At 70.8% G+C, this 15,792-nt stretch carries 15 protein-coding genes; 4 read left to right on the forward strand and 11 right to left on the reverse strand.

Annotation, left to right across the window (positions count from 1 at the left end):
* Positions 1-77: 77 nt before the first annotated feature.
* Positions 78-1,217, forward strand: coding sequence for a hypothetical protein (locus tag IPK37_09800; GenBank protein QQS02555.1), 1,140 nt, complete (start codon positions 78-80; stop codon positions 1,215-1,217).
* A 26-nt stretch (positions 1,218-1,243) separates the two neighbouring features.
* Here IPK37_09800 and IPK37_09805 read toward each other — a convergent pair whose 3' ends face one another.
* The 9 genes from IPK37_09805 to IPK37_09845 form a co-directional block, all read right to left on the reverse strand.
* Positions 1,244-1,930: a TlpA family protein disulfide reductase gene (locus tag IPK37_09805; GenBank protein QQS02556.1), complete on the reverse strand. Its 687-nt coding sequence runs from the start codon at positions 1,928-1,930 to the stop codon at positions 1,244-1,246.
* Positions 1,931-1,938: 8 nt separating this feature from the next.
* Positions 1,939-2,898: a c-type cytochrome biogenesis protein CcsB gene (ccsB, locus tag IPK37_09810; GenBank protein ID QQS02557.1), complete on the reverse strand. Its 960-nt coding sequence runs from the start codon at positions 2,896-2,898 to the stop codon at positions 1,939-1,941.
* Between the two features lie 3 nt (positions 2,899-2,901).
* Positions 2,902-4,443 (reverse strand): cytochrome c biogenesis protein ResB, encoded by a 1,542-nt coding sequence (locus IPK37_09815; GenBank protein ID QQS02558.1) that lies wholly within the window; start codon positions 4,441-4,443, stop codon positions 2,902-2,904.
* A 7-nt stretch (positions 4,444-4,450) separates the two neighbouring features.
* On the reverse strand, positions 4,451-5,230 hold the full coding sequence (locus tag IPK37_09820; GenBank protein QQS02559.1) for a sulfite exporter TauE/SafE family protein: 780 nt from the start codon (positions 5,228-5,230) through the stop codon (positions 4,451-4,453).
* Positions 5,231-5,239: 9 nt separating this feature from the next.
* The gene (locus tag IPK37_09825) at positions 5,240-5,953 is read right to left on the reverse strand and encodes a tetratricopeptide repeat protein (GenBank protein QQS02560.1); all 714 of its coding nucleotides are present in this window, start codon (positions 5,951-5,953) and stop codon (positions 5,240-5,242) included.
* A 282-nt stretch (positions 5,954-6,235) separates the two neighbouring features.
* On the reverse strand, positions 6,236-7,807 hold the full coding sequence (locus tag IPK37_09830; GenBank protein ID QQR99369.1) for an ammonia-forming cytochrome c nitrite reductase subunit c552: 1,572 nt from the start codon (positions 7,805-7,807) through the stop codon (positions 6,236-6,238).
* Positions 7,808-7,816: 9 nt separating this feature from the next.
* Positions 7,817-8,296 carry a cytochrome c nitrite reductase small subunit gene (gene nrfH, locus IPK37_09835; protein ID QQR99370.1) on the reverse strand — a complete coding sequence of 160 codons (480 nt, stop codon included), beginning with the start codon at positions 8,294-8,296 and terminating at the stop codon, positions 7,817-7,819.
* Positions 8,297-8,551: 255 nt separating this feature from the next.
* On the reverse strand, positions 8,552-9,256 hold the full coding sequence (locus tag IPK37_09840; protein QQR99371.1) for a response regulator transcription factor: 705 nt from the start codon (positions 9,254-9,256) through the stop codon (positions 8,552-8,554).
* Entirely contained in the window at positions 9,253-10,107 is an 855-nt protein-coding gene (locus tag IPK37_09845; GenBank protein QQR99372.1) for a sensor histidine kinase, read from the reverse strand. The genes IPK37_09840 and IPK37_09845 overlap by 4 nt, the downstream gene beginning before the upstream one ends.
* Positions 10,108-10,432: 325 nt before the next feature.
* Between IPK37_09845 and IPK37_09850 the strand changes: the two genes are divergently transcribed.
* Both IPK37_09850 and IPK37_09855 read left to right on the forward strand, forming a co-directional pair.
* Complete coding sequence (locus IPK37_09850; protein ID QQR99373.1) at positions 10,433-11,476, forward strand: hypothetical protein; 1,044 nt, start codon at positions 10,433-10,435, stop codon at positions 11,474-11,476.
* A gap of 111 nt (positions 11,477-11,587) precedes the next feature.
* Positions 11,588-13,600: a methyl-accepting chemotaxis protein gene (locus IPK37_09855; GenBank protein QQR99374.1), complete on the forward strand. Its 2,013-nt coding sequence runs from the start codon at positions 11,588-11,590 to the stop codon at positions 13,598-13,600.
* Positions 13,601-13,639: 39 nt separating this feature from the next.
* On the opposite strand, the gene IPK37_09860 is transcribed toward IPK37_09855, so the two are convergent.
* Both IPK37_09860 and IPK37_09865 read right to left on the reverse strand, forming a co-directional pair.
* Complete coding sequence (locus IPK37_09860) at positions 13,640-14,488, reverse strand: GNAT family N-acetyltransferase (GenBank protein ID QQR99375.1); 849 nt, start codon at positions 14,486-14,488, stop codon at positions 13,640-13,642.
* Complete coding sequence (locus IPK37_09865; GenBank protein QQR99376.1) at positions 14,485-15,234, reverse strand: class I SAM-dependent methyltransferase; 750 nt, start codon at positions 15,232-15,234, stop codon at positions 14,485-14,487. The genes IPK37_09860 and IPK37_09865 overlap by 4 nt, the downstream gene beginning before the upstream one ends.
* Positions 15,235-15,305: 71 nt before the next feature.
* Here IPK37_09865 and IPK37_09870 point away from each other — a divergent pair, with 71 nt between their 5' ends.
* A complete protein-coding gene (locus tag IPK37_09870; protein QQR99377.1) occupies positions 15,306-15,776 on the forward strand; it encodes an SRPBCC family protein in 471 nt (156 codons plus the stop codon).
* Positions 15,777-15,792: the final 16 nt, after the last annotated feature.

Consider the following 15,792-nt stretch of genomic DNA (forward strand, 5'->3'; position numbering starts at 1 on the left):
ACCGCGGCAACAGTCGTAAACTGAGCCCGTCTTTCTGGCGGGGCGTTCGCGCCCAAGACGACGAGGAGCACGGGGCCGTGAGCGACCCGTTGAGCCCCCACCGCGAAGAGCTACGGAAGGCGTTAGCGGAGCTCTACGACGCGGCCGGTTGTCCGAGTTATCAGCGCGTCAGCGATGCGGCAAAACAAGTCTTGCCGCCCGCTATCCGGTCGATGAATCGACTGGGCCGGCAGCGGTGTCAGGAATGGATCGTCGGAAATCGGGTCCCGCAGCAAAGTGAGGTCCTCCTGGCGGTCGTGCAGGTCTTGGCTGAGCACGCCGAGCGAAACGCCCGCCGTCTCGGCGTTCGCCCGCCCCGTATTCCGCCGGAGGGCTACTGGCGGGACCTGCATAGGCGGGCCGCTGAAGAAACCCGCACCGGTCGACCCGTATCGCCGCAAGAGAACATCGTTGACGCCGAGGTCGTGGAGGACGACGAGCCGGTCATCAGCAGTGCGTTGCCGGACGCGGGAGACGCCGCCGGCCCTGGAAAGGACCTCGTTCTGCGGTGGCCGGCGATCGTGGCGTCAAGGACCGGCCCGCACACGCCTGCCTACTCCGCCGCGCCGCGGCGCCGTTGGATCCGGCTCGCGGGATGGATCACGGGGCCGGTGGCGGTTGCCGCAGTCGTGGCGATTGTTCTGATGCATGACTCGGACCCGCCTCATGCGGCCGTGCAAGGCGGGCTCGGTACGCACACTGCGGAGGCAGACGGTGCATCGCAGGCCACTCCGGCATCTGCCTCAGCGCCCGGAGTCCTGAGTTTCATGGTCCCCCGCGCAGGCGAGTCGGTGCCCCACGACGTGTTGGTCAAGGGCAACGTGTCAGTGCCGGACGGACACCTGCTCTGGCTCACTGTGAGGTCTGTGGGAAGCACCACTCAGAGCGTCACCTCGTTGGAGCCGATCATGGTCGGACCCGATGGCGCCTTCGATGACTGGATCGGGATTGGGCGGGGGGCTTGCGACATCGGCAAGGACTTCGAGATCTCTGGCGTTCGCACTCCCCGTCAAAACAGCATCTCGGCCGCGTTGGCAGCGACCCCGGGAAAGTACGTGCACCTGCGTGAGCTGCCCCCTGAGGCCATTCGGCTTGGGGAACCGATCACGGTGCGGCTCAGCGCGTTCGGCGGGGCACCGGACAAGTGCGCCGGCACGTCGACGCGCACCACGCCCTGAATGCAGGTGGTTGGGGCAACCGAGCGTCAGGCGCCGATCTTGGCCAGGCGGTCGCGCAGCTGGTCGGGGCCGAGGATGCCCATGTCGATCGAGCGGATCACGCCCTCGGAGTCGATGAAGACGTGTGCGGGCACGCCCATGACGCGGTACGTCGAGGCCACCGCCGTCTGGGGATCCGGCACCAGCGGGTAGGTCAGGCCGATGCGCTTGGCGTACGCCGTGACGGTGGCCGCGTCCTCGGACAGGTGGACCCCGACCACGGCGAGCCCGCCCGGCTTCGCGCCGGCGGTCGAGGCGGCCGCGTGTGCGGCTTGGATGTCCGGGAACTCGGCGCGGCACGAGGAGCACCACGAGGCGCCGAACGTCAGCCAGACGGGTCGCCCGCGCAGCCCCGACAGGGTGAGCTTGGCCCCTTCCGTCGTGGTCGCGGTGAAATCGGGCGCCGCCTTGCCGACCTCGGGGGGCGGCCCGGCGGGCGCCTTCTGCAGCTGGACCGCAGACACCTTCTCGGTGCCGTCCCCCGCGGTGCCGGCCTGGTCGCCGGAGCGACCGGTCAGCAGATACGAGCCCACCAGCACCAACGCCAGCGTGATCGCCAGCACCGCCACGGTGCCGAACCGGCTCGACCGAAGCCTCGCCCGCCAATCGCCGTCGGCGACCGCGGCACCGCCAGGGGAGGCGGCGCTCGCCGTACGGTCATCCGTTTGCGTCATCTCGCACCTCACGCGTAACTGTGCAGGCCGCCGAAGAACAGGTTGCCGAAGTAGGTGAAGAGCACCGCGACGAACCCCAGGATGAGCAGCCAGGCCGCCTTGCGGCCGCGCCAGTCGCGGGTCACCCGCGCGTGCAGGTAGGCCCCGTAGATCAGCCACGTGACCAGCGCCGCGGTCTCCTTGGGGTCCCAGCTCCAGTAGGTGCCCCACGCGATCTCGGCCCACACCGCGCCGAGGATGATCATGACCGTCATCAGCGGATAGGAGATGACCGCCGCGCGGTAGCCGAGTTCGTCGAGCACGGCGGGCCTGGGCATCGCCTTGATCGAGACGTACGGCGAGAGCAGGTAGAGCGCCGCCGCGCCGAAGGCGATGCCCGCCGCGCCGTAGCTCAGCACCGCCGTCGCCACGTGCACGGTGAGCAGCAGGTTGTTCTGCAGCGCGGGCACCAGCGGCTCCGCGTCGGCGTCGATGGCCTGCGCGTACATGAGCATCGCGATGACGGTCGGCAGGACCAGCAGCGCCAGCGCGCGGATGCGGTAGTGCCACTCGAAGTACGCGTGTGCCGCGAGGATGCCCCAGGCGAAGGACACCGCGAACTCGTGCTGGTTGGCGAACGGTCCGTGCCCGGTCGCGAGGGCGCGGGCGGCCAGCGAACCGGTGAGCGCGAGCAGCGCGCAGCGGCCGAGCCAGGTCCCGAACCAGCCCACGGTGTGCGGCGCGCGGGCCGGCGGCGGGACGGACCCGGACGGCAGGGCGCCGTACCCCGGCGGCGGGGCATCGTCACCGGTCAGGACGTCGTCGGCGACGCCGGCGCCGCGGCTTGGCGCCCCGGCGGTCACCCGGGCGCGCGCCGCGGGTGCGGGTGCGGCGCTGCGCCGCAGCGCGACGACCGCAATGTCGGCAACCAGCGCCAGGGCCACGAGGATCGTGGTGGCGACCAGCAGGTACTGGGAGAGATCGAGCATGGTTCAGTCCTCGCGGGTCGGGTCGTGGTCGATGGCGGCGCGTCCGGAGATGGCTGCGGACAGCTGCCGGAAGGTTCGTTCGTACGCCGTGTCCTGCCGTTCGGGAGAGGCGAGTCGTACGTCGGCGCCGCCGTCGTCCCGGGACTCGATCCGGGCCCAGATCCGGCGATGCCGCAGGAACATCGTCGCGATGAGGCCGAGCACCATGAGCACCGAACCGACCCAGACGAACGTGGCTCCGGGGTCACGGACGACCATCAGCCCGGTGTATTGCCGTTCCCGCTCGAAGGTGTAGTCGAGGTCGCCGATGCGGACCGTCTTGCCCTGGTCGACGACGCGGCTCGCGAGGGGCCGTTCGGCGGACCCACGGTAGACCTCGATCAGCGCCTGGCCGGGGCCCACCTGCGGGTCGCGGGCGCCTGACGCGGCGCTGCCGACGTATACGGTGAGGTCCGCTCCGTCCAGGCGGGTCTTGCCGAACGAGCGCGTCTTGGTGTCGTTGCTGAACGTCAGCGGGATCGCCCCCGCGAACACCGGAGCGCCGCCGGGGTCCTTGACGAGCAATTGGGTGGCGATGCCATAGGACGCCTGGTGGATCGAGACCCCGTCGTAGCGCAGGGGGCTGTTGACCCGGACCGTTTGCGCGGCGACCTGCCGGCCGTCCTTGAGCAGCACGAGGTCGGAGGCGTAGTCCAGGGGTCGGCCGGCGTCGGTGTATTTGTCCGCGAACCCGCGCGCCTCGACGGTCAGTCCGGTGCCATGCCCGATCGGCACGGCGGTCCCGCCGACCGGCACGGCGAGGTCGGCGTCCTTGAATCCGAAGGACGTGCTGACGAGCACCCCGATCAGGATGATGACGAAGCTGGCGTGGGCCACCGCAGTGCCGAACGGGGCCCAGCGAAAGCGGTCCGCATACAGGGCGTGCGCGGGTGCGCCGGGGTCGGCCCCGCCCGGGTCGGCCGCGACGATCCGGTAGTGCCGGGCCGTGAGCGCCGCACGAACCCGCTCCAGCGCCGCCTCGGGCGGGGCGTCCAGCGCGATGCGGTCGTGCAGCCCGGCGTGCTCGAAGAGGCCGGGACCCGCTTGGAGGTGCGGATGCTTGGCCCGCTGCCACAGCTGCGGCACTCGATGGCAGGTGCACGCGATGATCGACAGCGCGAGCAGGACCACCACGGCGCGGAACCAGATCGAGGTGAAGACCGTGAGGGCCCCGGTCGCGGCGAGGATCGAGGTCCAGCCGCCGTACCGAGGACGCACCGACGCGACCCAGCCGTCCCAGGCGCGCTGGTCGCCGATGACGCCGTCGGGCGCCTGCTCCAGCAGCGTGCCCATCAGGGTCAGGAAGGCCATGGCCAGGATGAGGCCGAGGCCCGTGCGCTTGTCGTAGAAGAACGCGTTGACGCGCGCGAAGAGGTCGCGCAGCGTGGGCTCGCCGCCGGGGGCTCGGGAGGCGCCGGCGAGGTCGGACCCGTGGTCCGACGCTGGGTCGGCGGCCCCGTCGACGCGGGTGGTCGACGCGGGTCGGGGACGTACGTCGTGGGTCATCGCGTTCTCACAGTCCGATCGGGGGCAGCGCACCGGAAAGGCGGCCGAAGAGGTCGGTGATCATCAGGAACCCCGCGGTGACGAGCAGCGCGCCGGAGATCAGGCCGACCGCCATCTCGTGCCGGGCGAACAGGTGCATCCGGCGGTGCAGTTCGTCCGCACCGAGGGCGACGAGGACGAAGGGGATGCCGAGGCCGAGGCAGTACGCCGCGAGGAGGGCGGCTCCTTCACCGACCGTCGCGCTCACCGACGCCAGACCGATGACCCCGCCCAGGATGGGGCCGATGCAGGGCGACCAGCCGGCGCCGAAGGCGACCCCGAGCAGCATCGAGCGGCGGGTGCTTGCCGGAGCGTGCACCGGGGCCTGGACGGGCCGCATCGTTCGGGACAGGACCGGGATGTCGATCAGTCCGGCGACGTGGAGCCCTATCACGACCAGAACCGCGCCACCGAGCACCCGGAGCGGGTCGCGGTAATCCCCGGCCGCGTAGCCCACCAGGCCGATGGAGGCCCACAGCGCAACGAACACGACCGAGAAGCCGGCCACGAAGGCGCACGCCTGCGTGACGGTGGCCCGACGCGCGCGGGTGAGCACCCTCGTCGACGCCGCGCCGGAGCCGGGGACCAGCGATGCTGAGCCAGCAGCGGGGCCTGAGGCGACCGGTGGCGTGCCCGCCCCCGAACCCGCCAGATAGCCGACATAAACCGGCACGATGGGCAGGAAGCAGGGCGACGCGAACGACACCACGCCGGCGGCCAGCGCGAGCGGCACGGTGATGCCCGACATGTCCGCGCCTTACTTCGTCGTCGCCACGCCGACCCGGTTCAGGTGGCTCGTGACGTTCTTGGCGAGTTCGGAGTTCGGATCGATCTCCACGACCTTGGCCCACTCGGCGCGCGCCTTGTCGTCCTGCGAGGGCGTGGCCGAGAAGTGGAGGACGCCGAGGTTGTACCAGGCCTCTGCCTGCTTGGGATCCAGCTGGGTGACCTTCGTCCACTGCGCTTCGGCCTGCGCCGAGTCGCCCGAGTTGGCCAGCGCCGCGCCGAGCACCAGGCGGGAGGTCACGTCATTCGGCTGCAGCTCGACGACCTTGGTCTGCCACTGGGCCGCCTTGCCGTAGTCGCCCACGGAGTAGTACTCATCGGTCAGCCCGCGCAGCGCCGTCACGTCCTTGGGGTTGGCCTGCACCTTGGCCGTGAGCTCCGCGACCCGCGCCTCGTTGAGCACCGGCGCGCTTGCCGTCGTCGCACTGGCGGTCGACGCCGCGGACGGGGCCGGGCGGCCCGCGGCCCACACGCCGTACACCACGGCGACGACGAGCAGGAAGGCGAGGAAGGGGACGAGCAACGCAGACCGGCCCCGCTTGCTGCCGGCAGCAGCTCCGCCGCGGGCGGCGGACAGCTGGTCGTCGGCCCAGTCGCGCAGTGAATCCGGGGCTGTATCGAGGAACGCGGCCAGCTCGTTGTACGCCGGACCGCCACGCTGCGCGGTGCCTCGACCGGTGCTCATCGGCGCTCCTGCTAATCCTTGGGTGGCCACGTCGCCACGTCCTTTTATTGGCGATCCCACCATCGCCCGCGGGGCCGCCAGCGAGCCATCCGCCGCCCGGCACGTTTCCGGTAGACCGTCGCCGATGGGGGCACAGCCGCCGAATCGATGGATATAGGCCGGCGGTGTACCGGCCCACCCAGGACCTTGTACCCGGGGCGGACCCCCGCACAGCCGACGGCGGGGGAGGAACAGGTGTTCCTCCCCCGCCGTGGGGTGGTGGACCCGGGTCGAGCCGGGTGGCTACCGGCTCGTCGTGGCAGCCGGTGTGGTCGCGGTGCCGGCCGGGGCGGGCGCCGGGGTGCTGGTCGGCGCGGTGCTCGGCGTGGCCGACACCGGGCCAGTAGGGGTCGGCGGCAGCGGCGCCGACGGCGACTTCTCCTTGCCGAGCAGCGCCAGCTGGCCCTGCCGGATGTAGTCCGTCGCGCGGTTAAGCGTGTCCAGGGTCGCGCCCGGGGCGTGGAATCCCGCCGAGTTCTCCGCCTCGACGTAGTCGATCAGGAAGGATCCCTTGCGCTGGAAGTCCCGCGCCTTGTCGAGCTGGGCGGCCGGGACACCCTTGGTCTGCGCCGCGGCGATGTCGTCGATCAGCTCGATGAGGGCGTTGAACGCGACGTCGCGGCTGGAGATGAACCGCAGCTGGATCTGCTCGACGCGATCCTTGATCTCGGCCTCGGGGGCGTTGTGGCAGCCCTGGCAGGCCCGGTTGACGTTCAGCATCGGGCTGCGGACCTGGTGGTCGCTGACCTTGGCCGAGCCCGTCCGGGTGTAGGGCATGTGGCAGTCGGCGCAGGAGACGCCGGCGCGGTAGTGCACGCCCTGTTGCCAGGTCTCGAACTCCGGGTGCTGCGCCTTGAGCGCCGGAGCGTTGGTGATCTTGTGCTGCCAGTCCTTGAAGCCGACCTCGTCGTAATAGGCCAGCGCGTCCGTGGCCTTGCTCCCCTTGTCCCAGGGGAAGGTCAGCGTCTTGGCGTCGCCCTTGAAGTAGTACTCCACGTGGCACTGCCCACACACGAACGAGCGCATCTCCTGCGCGGTCGCGTTCTTGTTGACGTCGAAGTCCTTGACACCCTGGGTGGCCTTGAGCTTCTTGATGCCCTCGATGAAGGCCGGCCGCGAGATCCGCAGCTGCATGTTCGCCGGGTCGTGGCAGTCGATGCAGGACACCGGGTGCTGCACCTTGGCGGTCGCGTCGGCGTACGTCATCTTGTTCATCGCATCGAAGCCGGCCTTGAGGTCGCCGTTGCCGAGTTCGTACTTCTGCAGCACGTACGTCGACGCGTGGCAGTTCAGGCATGCCCCAGGCTGCTTGAAGTCGGTGACCCGGCGGGTGTCCCGCTGGTCTTGCAGCATGTAGGCGTGGCCCCGCTCCTCACGGAAGTCGGTGGCGAAGGCATAGCCGGCCCACATCTTCTGCAGCCGCGGATCCTCGGTGATCTTGCTCTGCGACACGACGGAGGACTGCGGGTTCTTGGGGTCCTTGGGCAGCGCCTCCGACCCGCCGTGCTTGGTGCGCTCCTGATCGGAGGTCTTCTTGTACATGTCGTACTGGATCGGGAAGTTCCGCCCCCAGATGGCCGGGTCGACGGTCTTGTCGTCGAGCTGCACCACCTGAACGAACGGCGTGTGCGCTTCCTCCTTGCGCTGAATGATGTTGACCAGCAGCGCCGTCAGTCCCGCGGTGAGGAGCGCGACGATGGCCACGGCGGTGACGAGCAGCCCGACGTGGCGCTTGTGGCTGGTCTTGGGCTCGGCGCCGCTCGCCCCGTCCGAACGGGGTTCACCGCCGCGAGCTGAAGGGTTGGTCTCGGTCATGGGGTCCACCTACATGTGCCCGACGTTCTTGTGACAGGACAAGCACGAGATCTGCTGGCTGTGCTCTGGGCGCACGGCCCGGATGGTCGAGGTGATCTGCTCATGGCAGCCCAGGCACGCCTGCTCGGCGATCTCGAGGTTTCGCGGGGTGATCTGGATGTTCTCCGGGTAGTTACCCGTGGTGAAGGCGAGCCCGTGGTTCCAGCCGTTGAGCGCCTTCGTGTAGTACTTGTTGACCAGGTTGTGCGGGGCGTGGCAGTCGTTGCAGACGGCGACCTTGCCGTGGCTGGACTTCATCCAGCCGTCGTACTGGTCCTTCATCACGTGGCAGTTGATGCACGCCTTGGGGTCGTTGCTGAGGTACGCCGCCCCGTTCGCGTAGCCGAACGTGAACGTGCCCACGCCCACCAGCGAGCCCACGACGAAGATCGCCGCGAGGTAGACCCAGCCCCAGGGGGTTCGCATCCACCGTCGTAGCGTTCGGAGCATCCGTTTCAGCATCGCCGCCCCACCTGCGCCCGTCGCGCTCGCCTGCAGCCGCCCCCGTCGGCGGGACACCGCCGGGGGAGGGCAGCCCACCGGGACCACCCATCGTGGCCATCGTCCGCGCCGGCGGGGGTGCTCGACCATCCGTCGGCAGGTAGAAATCCGGTACACCCGTTATCACCCCCTCGGTACCTGCCGGTATGCCGTCGGGGTGGGGGTGGACAAGAATCCGGTCGACGCTCCGGATGGGGGCTGTGCTCAGGTCCGCGCGGGGAGCCCCAAGCCCTGACGGACGATGTACGCCGCCGCTTGGATGCGGTTGTCCATGTCGAGCTTGTGCAGGGCGTTGTGCACGTGGTTCTTCACGGTGCCTTCGGTGATCGACAGTCGGACGCCGATCTCCTTGTTGGTGAGGCCGTCCGCGACGAGCCGCATGATCTCCAGCTCGCGGTGGGACAGGCCGGGGTCGGCAGGGCTCGTTCCGGCAGGGGCATGCGGTGCCCGGCCACCGTCCCGGAGCTCCGCCAGCAGCCGCCCGACCAGCGCTGGGGACACCGGTGTCTCGTCCCGCATCACCGATCGGAGCATCTCGTAGAGCTGCTCGGGCCGCAGGTCCTTGAGGAGATAGCCATGGACGCCCAGGCGAATGGCGGTCAGCAGCCGCTCGTCCTCGTCGCAGACGGTGAGCATGATGATCTTCGTCGCGGGCATCTGCTCGCGCAGGATGCGAGCCGCCTCCACCCCGTCCATGACGGGCATCTCCACGTCCATGACGATGAGGTCCGGCCGCAGCGCGCGGGCCTGTTCGACGCCGTCCAGGCCGTTGCCGGCCTCGCCCACCACGTCGAAGTCCGGTTGTTGCGCGATGAGGCCGGCGATCGCACCACGGAAGAGCTGCTGGTCGTCGACGAGCAGGACGCGCACCGGTTCGCCGTCCTGGCGTGGTTTGGGGGTGCAGATCATGCGCTCGCCGCCCCGGCGACGGCTGCGGTGCGGCAGCGCGGCACGACCATGCGCACCCGGGTGCCCGATCCAGGTCGGCTCTCGACCAACAGGCTTCCCCCCGCCAGGGCGGCGCGCTCGTGCATGGACCGCAAGCCGTACCCCGCCGGGTCCTCGACCACCCGCGAACAGGCGTCGAAGCCTCGGCCGTCATCCTCGATCTCCACGGCCACCTCGTCGCCCCGCTCGGCCACCCGGACGACGGCCCGGGTCGCCTCGGCATGCTTGCGCACGTTGGTCAGGGCCTCCTGCACCACCCGGATCACCTGGACCTCGCTATGAGGCGACAGCGCGGGGTCCTGGGTCAGTTCGGTCTCGACGACGGCCGGGAGATCGGCCTGGCGGGCGTAGCAGCCGACGTATCGGTTCAGGCTTTCCAGGAGCCCCCGATCGGCGCGGGGGGTGGCGCGTAGACCAACGATCGCTTCTCGGACGTCCCGATAGGCCTCTTGACACAGCTCGGCTAGGGCATCGATTTCGGTGCGCAGCGGCGGGTTCGAGGCCAGCTGGGGGCGATCGGACAGGGCTCGCAGCCGCAGGTGGGCGGCGCCGAGCACCTGCGCGAGGCTGTCGTGCATCTCCCGTGCGATCCGCTCGCGCTCCTGCACGGTGGCCACGTAGCGGGTCTGGTCGAGCAGCCGCCGCCGGTCCCGCCGCACCACCATGACCATCGTCACACCGAACGTCGTGGCGGCGGCGGCCGTGAGGATGTCGATCAGCAGGGGGGCATGGCCCGGCCAGATCGCCTCGGCGATCCGTCGGCCGGCGAGGGCCATGAGGGCAATAAAGAGGACGGGCGCGACGATAGCCACCAGAGCAAGGCCACGGAAGCGGTCGCCCTCATGGACGAGCCACTCCGGCGCGAGCGGCATATCCCCTTGTGTGGGAGAGCCTTCGCGGGGGCGAGTGCCGCCTTGGTGCCAGCCGGTCACGCCGTGCCTCCTCGGATCGATCGAGCCTCGCGTCGATCGACTCCTGCATATTAGCTCTGCGAGGCGCTGCCTCGGGTACGCACCGGACCGATTTCTGTATCAGTCCTGTGCCCTGTCTGTATCTTCCGTGCCGCGGGGGGCTGCGGTCCGAACGGCGCGCCGCACCATCGCGGCACCGGCGGCCGCCGGTGGCAGGCTGTCGGTCGTGAGCACTCCGTCCCCGATTTCGGGACCGCCGCATCCCGCCGCCGACCCGATCGCCCTGGACCGGATCCTGCACGCCTACCGCGAGTCGCAGGTGCTGATCACGTCCGCGCGCCTGGGGTTGTTCGATGCGCTGGATCCGGACGGCCGGCCGGTTCCCCTGGCGGTGATCGCGGCGGCCGGGGGTGTGGCGCCCGAGCGCTGCTTCGTGCTCTGCGAGGGATTGGTCGGTCTCGGGCTTCTCGTCGAGGAGGGCGATGGGTACGTCGCCGGCCCGCTAGCCGCCGCCCACCTGGTCCCGGACGCGTCGTACCCACTGGGCCACTGGGTGGCCAGCGAACAGACCAAGTACGTCGGGTTCGCCGGGCTCGCGGAGGCGCTGCGCGCCGATCCTGCCGCCGACGACGAGGAACGACTCAACCGCCGCCGCAGGGGGCTGTCCGCCGCCCAACACCAGGGATTGGGGGAGGTGGCGCGGGCTCGGACCCCGGAGACGCTCCGGGCGCTCTGCGCGGTCCTGCCCGATGCGCCGTCGCGCGCCGGCCGACTGCTGGATGCCGGTGGCGGTCACGGCATGGACGCGATCGGGGTGCTGTCGGCGTGGCCGTCGTGGACGGCCGTGCTGGCCGACCGGACCGACGCCACGCGGCTGGCTGCCGAGAACGCGGCCGGCCACGGCGTCGCTGCGCGGTTCGCCACCCGCACGGTCGACCTCGAGACCGACGACCTCGGCGAGGGATACGACGTGGCGTTCCTCTTCCTCGTGCTTGGCGGCAAGCCGGCGGAGGAGGCGCTCGCCGTCCTTCGGAACGTCTGGGCGGCGCTGCGACCCGGCGGCTGGGTGCTGATTCGGGGCAACTGGACCGACCGCCTGCGTGCGGCGACCTCGGCCCTGAAGCACATGTTGCGCCCGGGCGGTCGGGCCACGATGAGCCCCGAGCGCTTGCTGGAGTTAATCGGTCAGGCGGGTTTCGCCGAGGCGCATCTGGTGGCGGCGGACGGCGTGACGGAACGCACCGTGGTGGCGGCCCGACGGCCGAAGTGAACACGCGTGCAGGGGCTTTCGAGCGGCCTAATCCGCCCTCGAGCGCCTGAAAAACGCAATGAACGGGTGTAACTTCCTGGTCGGTGCGCGGCCGGGGCCGATCGGCGCGGCATGGCCCCGTCAACTGCCTTCCGCATTCCCCGCCGCCTCGCCGCGGCGTGGACGTCGTCGCTGCGGTCCCGCCTCGTCATCACGGTGCTGGCGATCATCGCCGGCATCCTCCTGGCCTCGCTGGCCGTGGTGTCCGTGCGCACCCGCACCATGGCGGCTGACGACGCCCGCCGCGTCGCCGAGCAGACGGCGGCGGCCGAAGCCTCTTCGATCGGCCGGGAGGTCGGGGCCCCGCTGGACACCGTCCGCGGCATGGCCGCCTCGCTCGCCGCGCTGCAGCAGGCCGGTTCGGTGTCTCGGGGCGCGGTCAGCGCGATGGTCCGCGGGGTGGCCGAGGCGCATCCCGAGCTCATCGGGATCTCAACCGGTTGGGAGCCCAACGCCTTCGACGGCAAGGACGCCACTTATGCCGGGAGCGCCGAGTCCGACGCGACTGGCCGGGTGATCCCGTACTGGTATTGGGACGCGGGCAAGCTCGCGGTCGCGCCCCTGGCGGACTACGAGAAGGAGGGCGTCGGCGACTGGTACCTCCTGCCCCGCAAGACCGGCAAGGACATGGTCGTCGACCCGTTCGTCTACAAGGTGGGCAACGAGGAGATCCTCATGACCACTGCGGTGGCGCCCGTCAAGATCAACGGCAAGTTCGCCGGGGTGGCGACCGCCGACGTGCGGCTGTCCAGCCTCAGCCAGACCGTGGCCAAGATCAAGCCCTACGGCACCGGCTACGCCACCCTGGCGACCTCCTCCGGTGCGATCGTCGCCCACCCGGACGCCGGCAAGCTCGGCAAGTCGCTCGAAGGGGCTGCGCAGAAGGCCGCCGCGGAGGCCGCGAGCACCGGCAAGCCGGTCGTGGTCTCCGGTGACGACCCGTACCTGCACGAGGCCGCGCTCACGGTCTACCAGCCCATCCGCCTGGCCGAGAGCTCGACGTGGGTGTTGGCCCTGAGCGTGCCCGACTCCAGCGCACAGGCCGCCGCCGGCCAGCTCCAGACGCTCGTGATTCTGCTGGCCCTCCTGGGCCTGATCGTCGCGGGCATCCTGGTCTGGCTGCTGGCGCGCTCCATGACCCGCCCGATCGTCGACCTGCGCGGCCGGATGGCCGAGATCGCCTCGGGCGACGGGGACCTCACCCAACGGGTCGATGAGTCCCGCTCGGACGAGGTCGGGCAGCTGGGTCGGGAGTTCAACCGCTTCACCGCGAAGATCGCGGACATGGTGGCGCAGATCCAGGGCCGGGCTGCCGAACTGCGCGACGCCGCGCAGCAACTCGGCGACGTCAGCGCGAAGCTTAACGACGGCGCGGCCGCCTCGTCGCGGCAGACCGACGAGGCGTCCGCGGGCGTCGCCGAGGTCTCCGACAGCATCCAGACCGTCGCGGCCGGCGCCGAGGAGTTCGGCACCTCCATTCAGGAGATCAGCCGCAGCGTCAGCCTCGCCGCCGGCGCGGGCGGCGAGGCGGTGGAGCGGGCCCGCGCGGCGGAGCGCACCATCGAACGACTCGGCGCCTCCTCGGTCCAGATCGGGGACGTCGTCAAGGCCATCACGGCGATCGCCGAGCAGACCAACCTGCTCGCCCTGAACGCGACCATCGAGGCGGCCCGGGCCGGTGAGGCGGGCAAGGGCTTCGCCGTCGTGGCCGGTGAGGTCAAGGACCTGGCCCAGGAGACGGGCTCGGCGACCGAGAAGATCGGCAAGCTGGTCGCGACGATCCAGACCGACACCGCGGACGCCGTCTCGGCCATCGCCGAGATCACGGCCGTCATCGAGCAGGTCAACGAGGCCCAGACCGCGATCTCCTCGGCCGTCGAGGAGCAGAGCGCGACGGCCACCGAGATGAGCCGGGGGGCGGCCACGGCGGCCGAGCGCTCCAGCCAGATCTCCCAGGTGGTCCACGGGGTCGCCGCCGGCGCGCGCGGCACCTCCGAGAGCAGCGTCCAGACCCGTGAGGTGGCCAGCGAGATCGGCGACCTCGCCGCGTCGCTCTCAAGCCTGGCCGGTCAGTTCCGCGTCTAGCCTGCCGAGCCTGCCGGTCCCAGCGCTCCGATCGGTGTCCTATCGGCGCGCTGGGACGTCGGGGCTCCGATCGGAGTCCGCGGACGGGCGGCGCCACCGGTACGGCGTCGTCGTGCTCACCTTCCGGAACCCGGACCGCTCCAGGATCGGGCGCGAGTACTCGGTCGAGTCCGAGTGCAGATATCTCGCGCCGCGCGCCACGGCGGCCCGGGCCCGCTGCGCCGTCAGGGCGCGGTAGACGCCGCGGTGCCGCCAGGGCGCCCGGGTGCACCCACCCCAGAGCCCGGCGAACTCGGTGCCGGGGACGGGCTCCAGGCGCCCGGCGCTGACGATCTCGCCCGTGGAATCCTCCGCGATCCACAGCTCAAGGTCATCCCGCTCGGTGGCCAGCCGACGGAGCAGGTCCTCGGTCATTCCGGGCATCGGCTCGCCAAACACCTCCTCCTGCAGCGCCATCCGACGTACGTCGTCCTCTGCGGTGATCCGGCGCAGCGCGACCCCTGGCGGCAGGGGCACGTCGACGGCCAGGGCGGCCGCCGCGCCGATCATCACCGACTCCGTCTCCTCGGCGACGAACCCCACGTCGGCCAGGGCCTGCGCCAGCCCGGGGGCGTGATCGTGGCCTCGGGTCTTCCATTCGACGTGCGTGACGTCGTCTTGGCCGGCGAAGTGGGCCGCGACCGCGCGCACCAGGGCCGCGATCGCCGGCCCGTCCAGCGGTGTGCCGTCGGGGGCGACCAGCGCCGCGTAGGTGATGAAGCCGCGCCCGCCGCCGTACCGGGCCGCGATCACCGGGCCGATCCGCACCCAGGAGTCGGCGCCGGGCACCTCCGCGACGTCACGCAGCTGGGCGTCGTAGGCGGCCAACAGGGCCGCATTGGTGGTCACGCCGCCTGCTCCCGCTCGTACACGGAGACCGCGGGGCCCTCGCCGGTGTAAGGCGTACGTTCCCAGCCGCCCCACCGCTCCACCAGCCGCAGCCCCGCCAGGCGCCCCATGAGGTCGAGTTCGCTGGGCCAACACAGGCGTTGGCTGATGGGGCCAAGCCGGACGCCGTCCGCGGTGATCCGCACGTGCTGTTCGTCGAGCCGCTGGGTGGCGGGGTCGTACCGGTTCACGTCGAGCACCAGGACGTCGGCGTCGACCCGCTCCGCGTCGACGTACTGGCGTCCGCGCAGCCAGGCGGACGGCACCGCCATCTCGACGACGAACCGGCCGCCGGGCTCGAGGTGCGCGGCGGCATTGCGGAAGCAGTCGACCTGCTCGTCCTGGGTGAGCAGGTTGCTCAGCGTGTTGAAGACGAGGTAGACGAGCCGGTACGTGCGGCCCGTCCGGAGCCGGCTCATGTCCCCGATCCGTACGTCGAGTGCGGTGCCACCCGGCTTCTCGCGCATCCGGGCGACCATGTGTCGGGAGAGGTCGATGCCGTCAACGGACACCCCCCGCGCGGCGAGGGGGAGGGCGCCCCGGCCGGTGCCGATCGCGAATTCGAGGGCGGCGCCGAATGTCCCGTCGCAGCGGCGGGCCGCGTCCGCGAGGAAGTCGACGGCCATGTCCTCGTCGCCGCGGGGTGCGTCGTCGTAGTGGGCCGTCACCGAGGGGCCGAAGCTGGTGGCCGGGTCGAATCCGCGCATGGTCGCGAGTGTTTCCCGGCGGGGGTGTCGACCTCAAGACAATTTCGCCGGGCTCGGCCAGGATGGCGGGCATGGAGTCCCTCACGCACCGCGAGTCCATCGAGATCGACGCCTCGCCGGAGGTCGTGTACGACCTGGTCACAGACGTGTCGCGCACCGGGCAGTGGAGTCCGGTGTGCAAGGAGAGCTGGTACAAGGACGACGGCGGCCCCCGCGTGGGAGCGGTCATCGTCGGCAAGAACGTCACTCCGCAGCGGGAGTGGCAGACCGAGTCCGACGTGGTGGCGGCGGACCGCCCCCGCGAGTTCGCGTGGGTCGTCGGCGGCAACGTCGCGCGCTGGGGCTACGACCTTGAGCCGCTCGACGACGGAAGGCGCACGTGGCTGACCGAGAGTTGGGCGGTGCTGCCCAGCGGGGTCGAGTTCTTCGCCCACAAGTACGGCGACGACGCCAACGCCCAACTTGAACAGCGCCGCGAGGCCGCGCTGAGCGGAATCCCGGCCACGCTGGCCGCGATTAAGCGGATCGCCGAGTCCGGCTGACCCGGGCGACCTGAGC

This window comes from Austwickia sp., from assembly GCA_016699675.1.
In the GTDB taxonomy this organism is placed as follows: domain Bacteria; phylum Actinomycetota; class Actinomycetes; order Actinomycetales; family Dermatophilaceae; genus Austwickia.

Bases quoted from the DNA above. Each gene is read 5' to 3' on its own strand.
- IPK37_09825 (QQS02560.1), bottom strand. From the start codon at position 5,953: ATGAGCACCGGTCGAGGCACCGCGCAGCGTGGCGGTCCGGCGTACAAC.
- nrfH (QQR99370.1), bottom strand. From the start codon at position 8,296: ATGCTCCGAACGCTACGACGGTGGATGCGAACCCCCTGGGGCTGGGTC.
- IPK37_09815 (QQS02558.1), bottom strand. From the start codon at position 4,443: ATGACCCACGACGTACGTCCCCGACCCGCGTCGACCACCCGCGTCGAC.
- IPK37_09865 (QQR99376.1), bottom strand. From the start codon at position 15,234: ATGCGCGGATTCGACCCGGCCACCAGCTTCGGCCCCTCGGTGACGGCC.
- IPK37_09830 (QQR99369.1), bottom strand. From the start codon at position 7,807: ATGACCGAGACCAACCCTTCAGCTCGCGGCGGTGAACCCCGTTCGGAC.
- IPK37_09870 (QQR99377.1), top strand. From the start codon at position 15,306: ATGGAGTCCCTCACGCACCGCGAGTCCATCGAGATCGACGCCTCGCCG.
- IPK37_09805 (QQS02556.1), bottom strand. From the start codon at position 1,930: ATGACGCAAACGGATGACCGTACGGCGAGCGCCGCCTCCCCTGGCGGT.
- IPK37_09840 (QQR99371.1), bottom strand. From the start codon at position 9,256: ATGATCTGCACCCCCAAACCACGCCAGGACGGCGAACCGGTGCGCGTC.
- IPK37_09820 (QQS02559.1), bottom strand. From the start codon at position 5,230: ATGTCGGGCATCACCGTGCCGCTCGCGCTGGCCGCCGGCGTGGTGTCG.
- IPK37_09855 (QQR99374.1), top strand. From the start codon at position 11,588: ATGGCCCCGTCAACTGCCTTCCGCATTCCCCGCCGCCTCGCCGCGGCG.
- ccsB (QQS02557.1), bottom strand. From the start codon at position 2,898: ATGCTCGATCTCTCCCAGTACCTGCTGGTCGCCACCACGATCCTCGTG.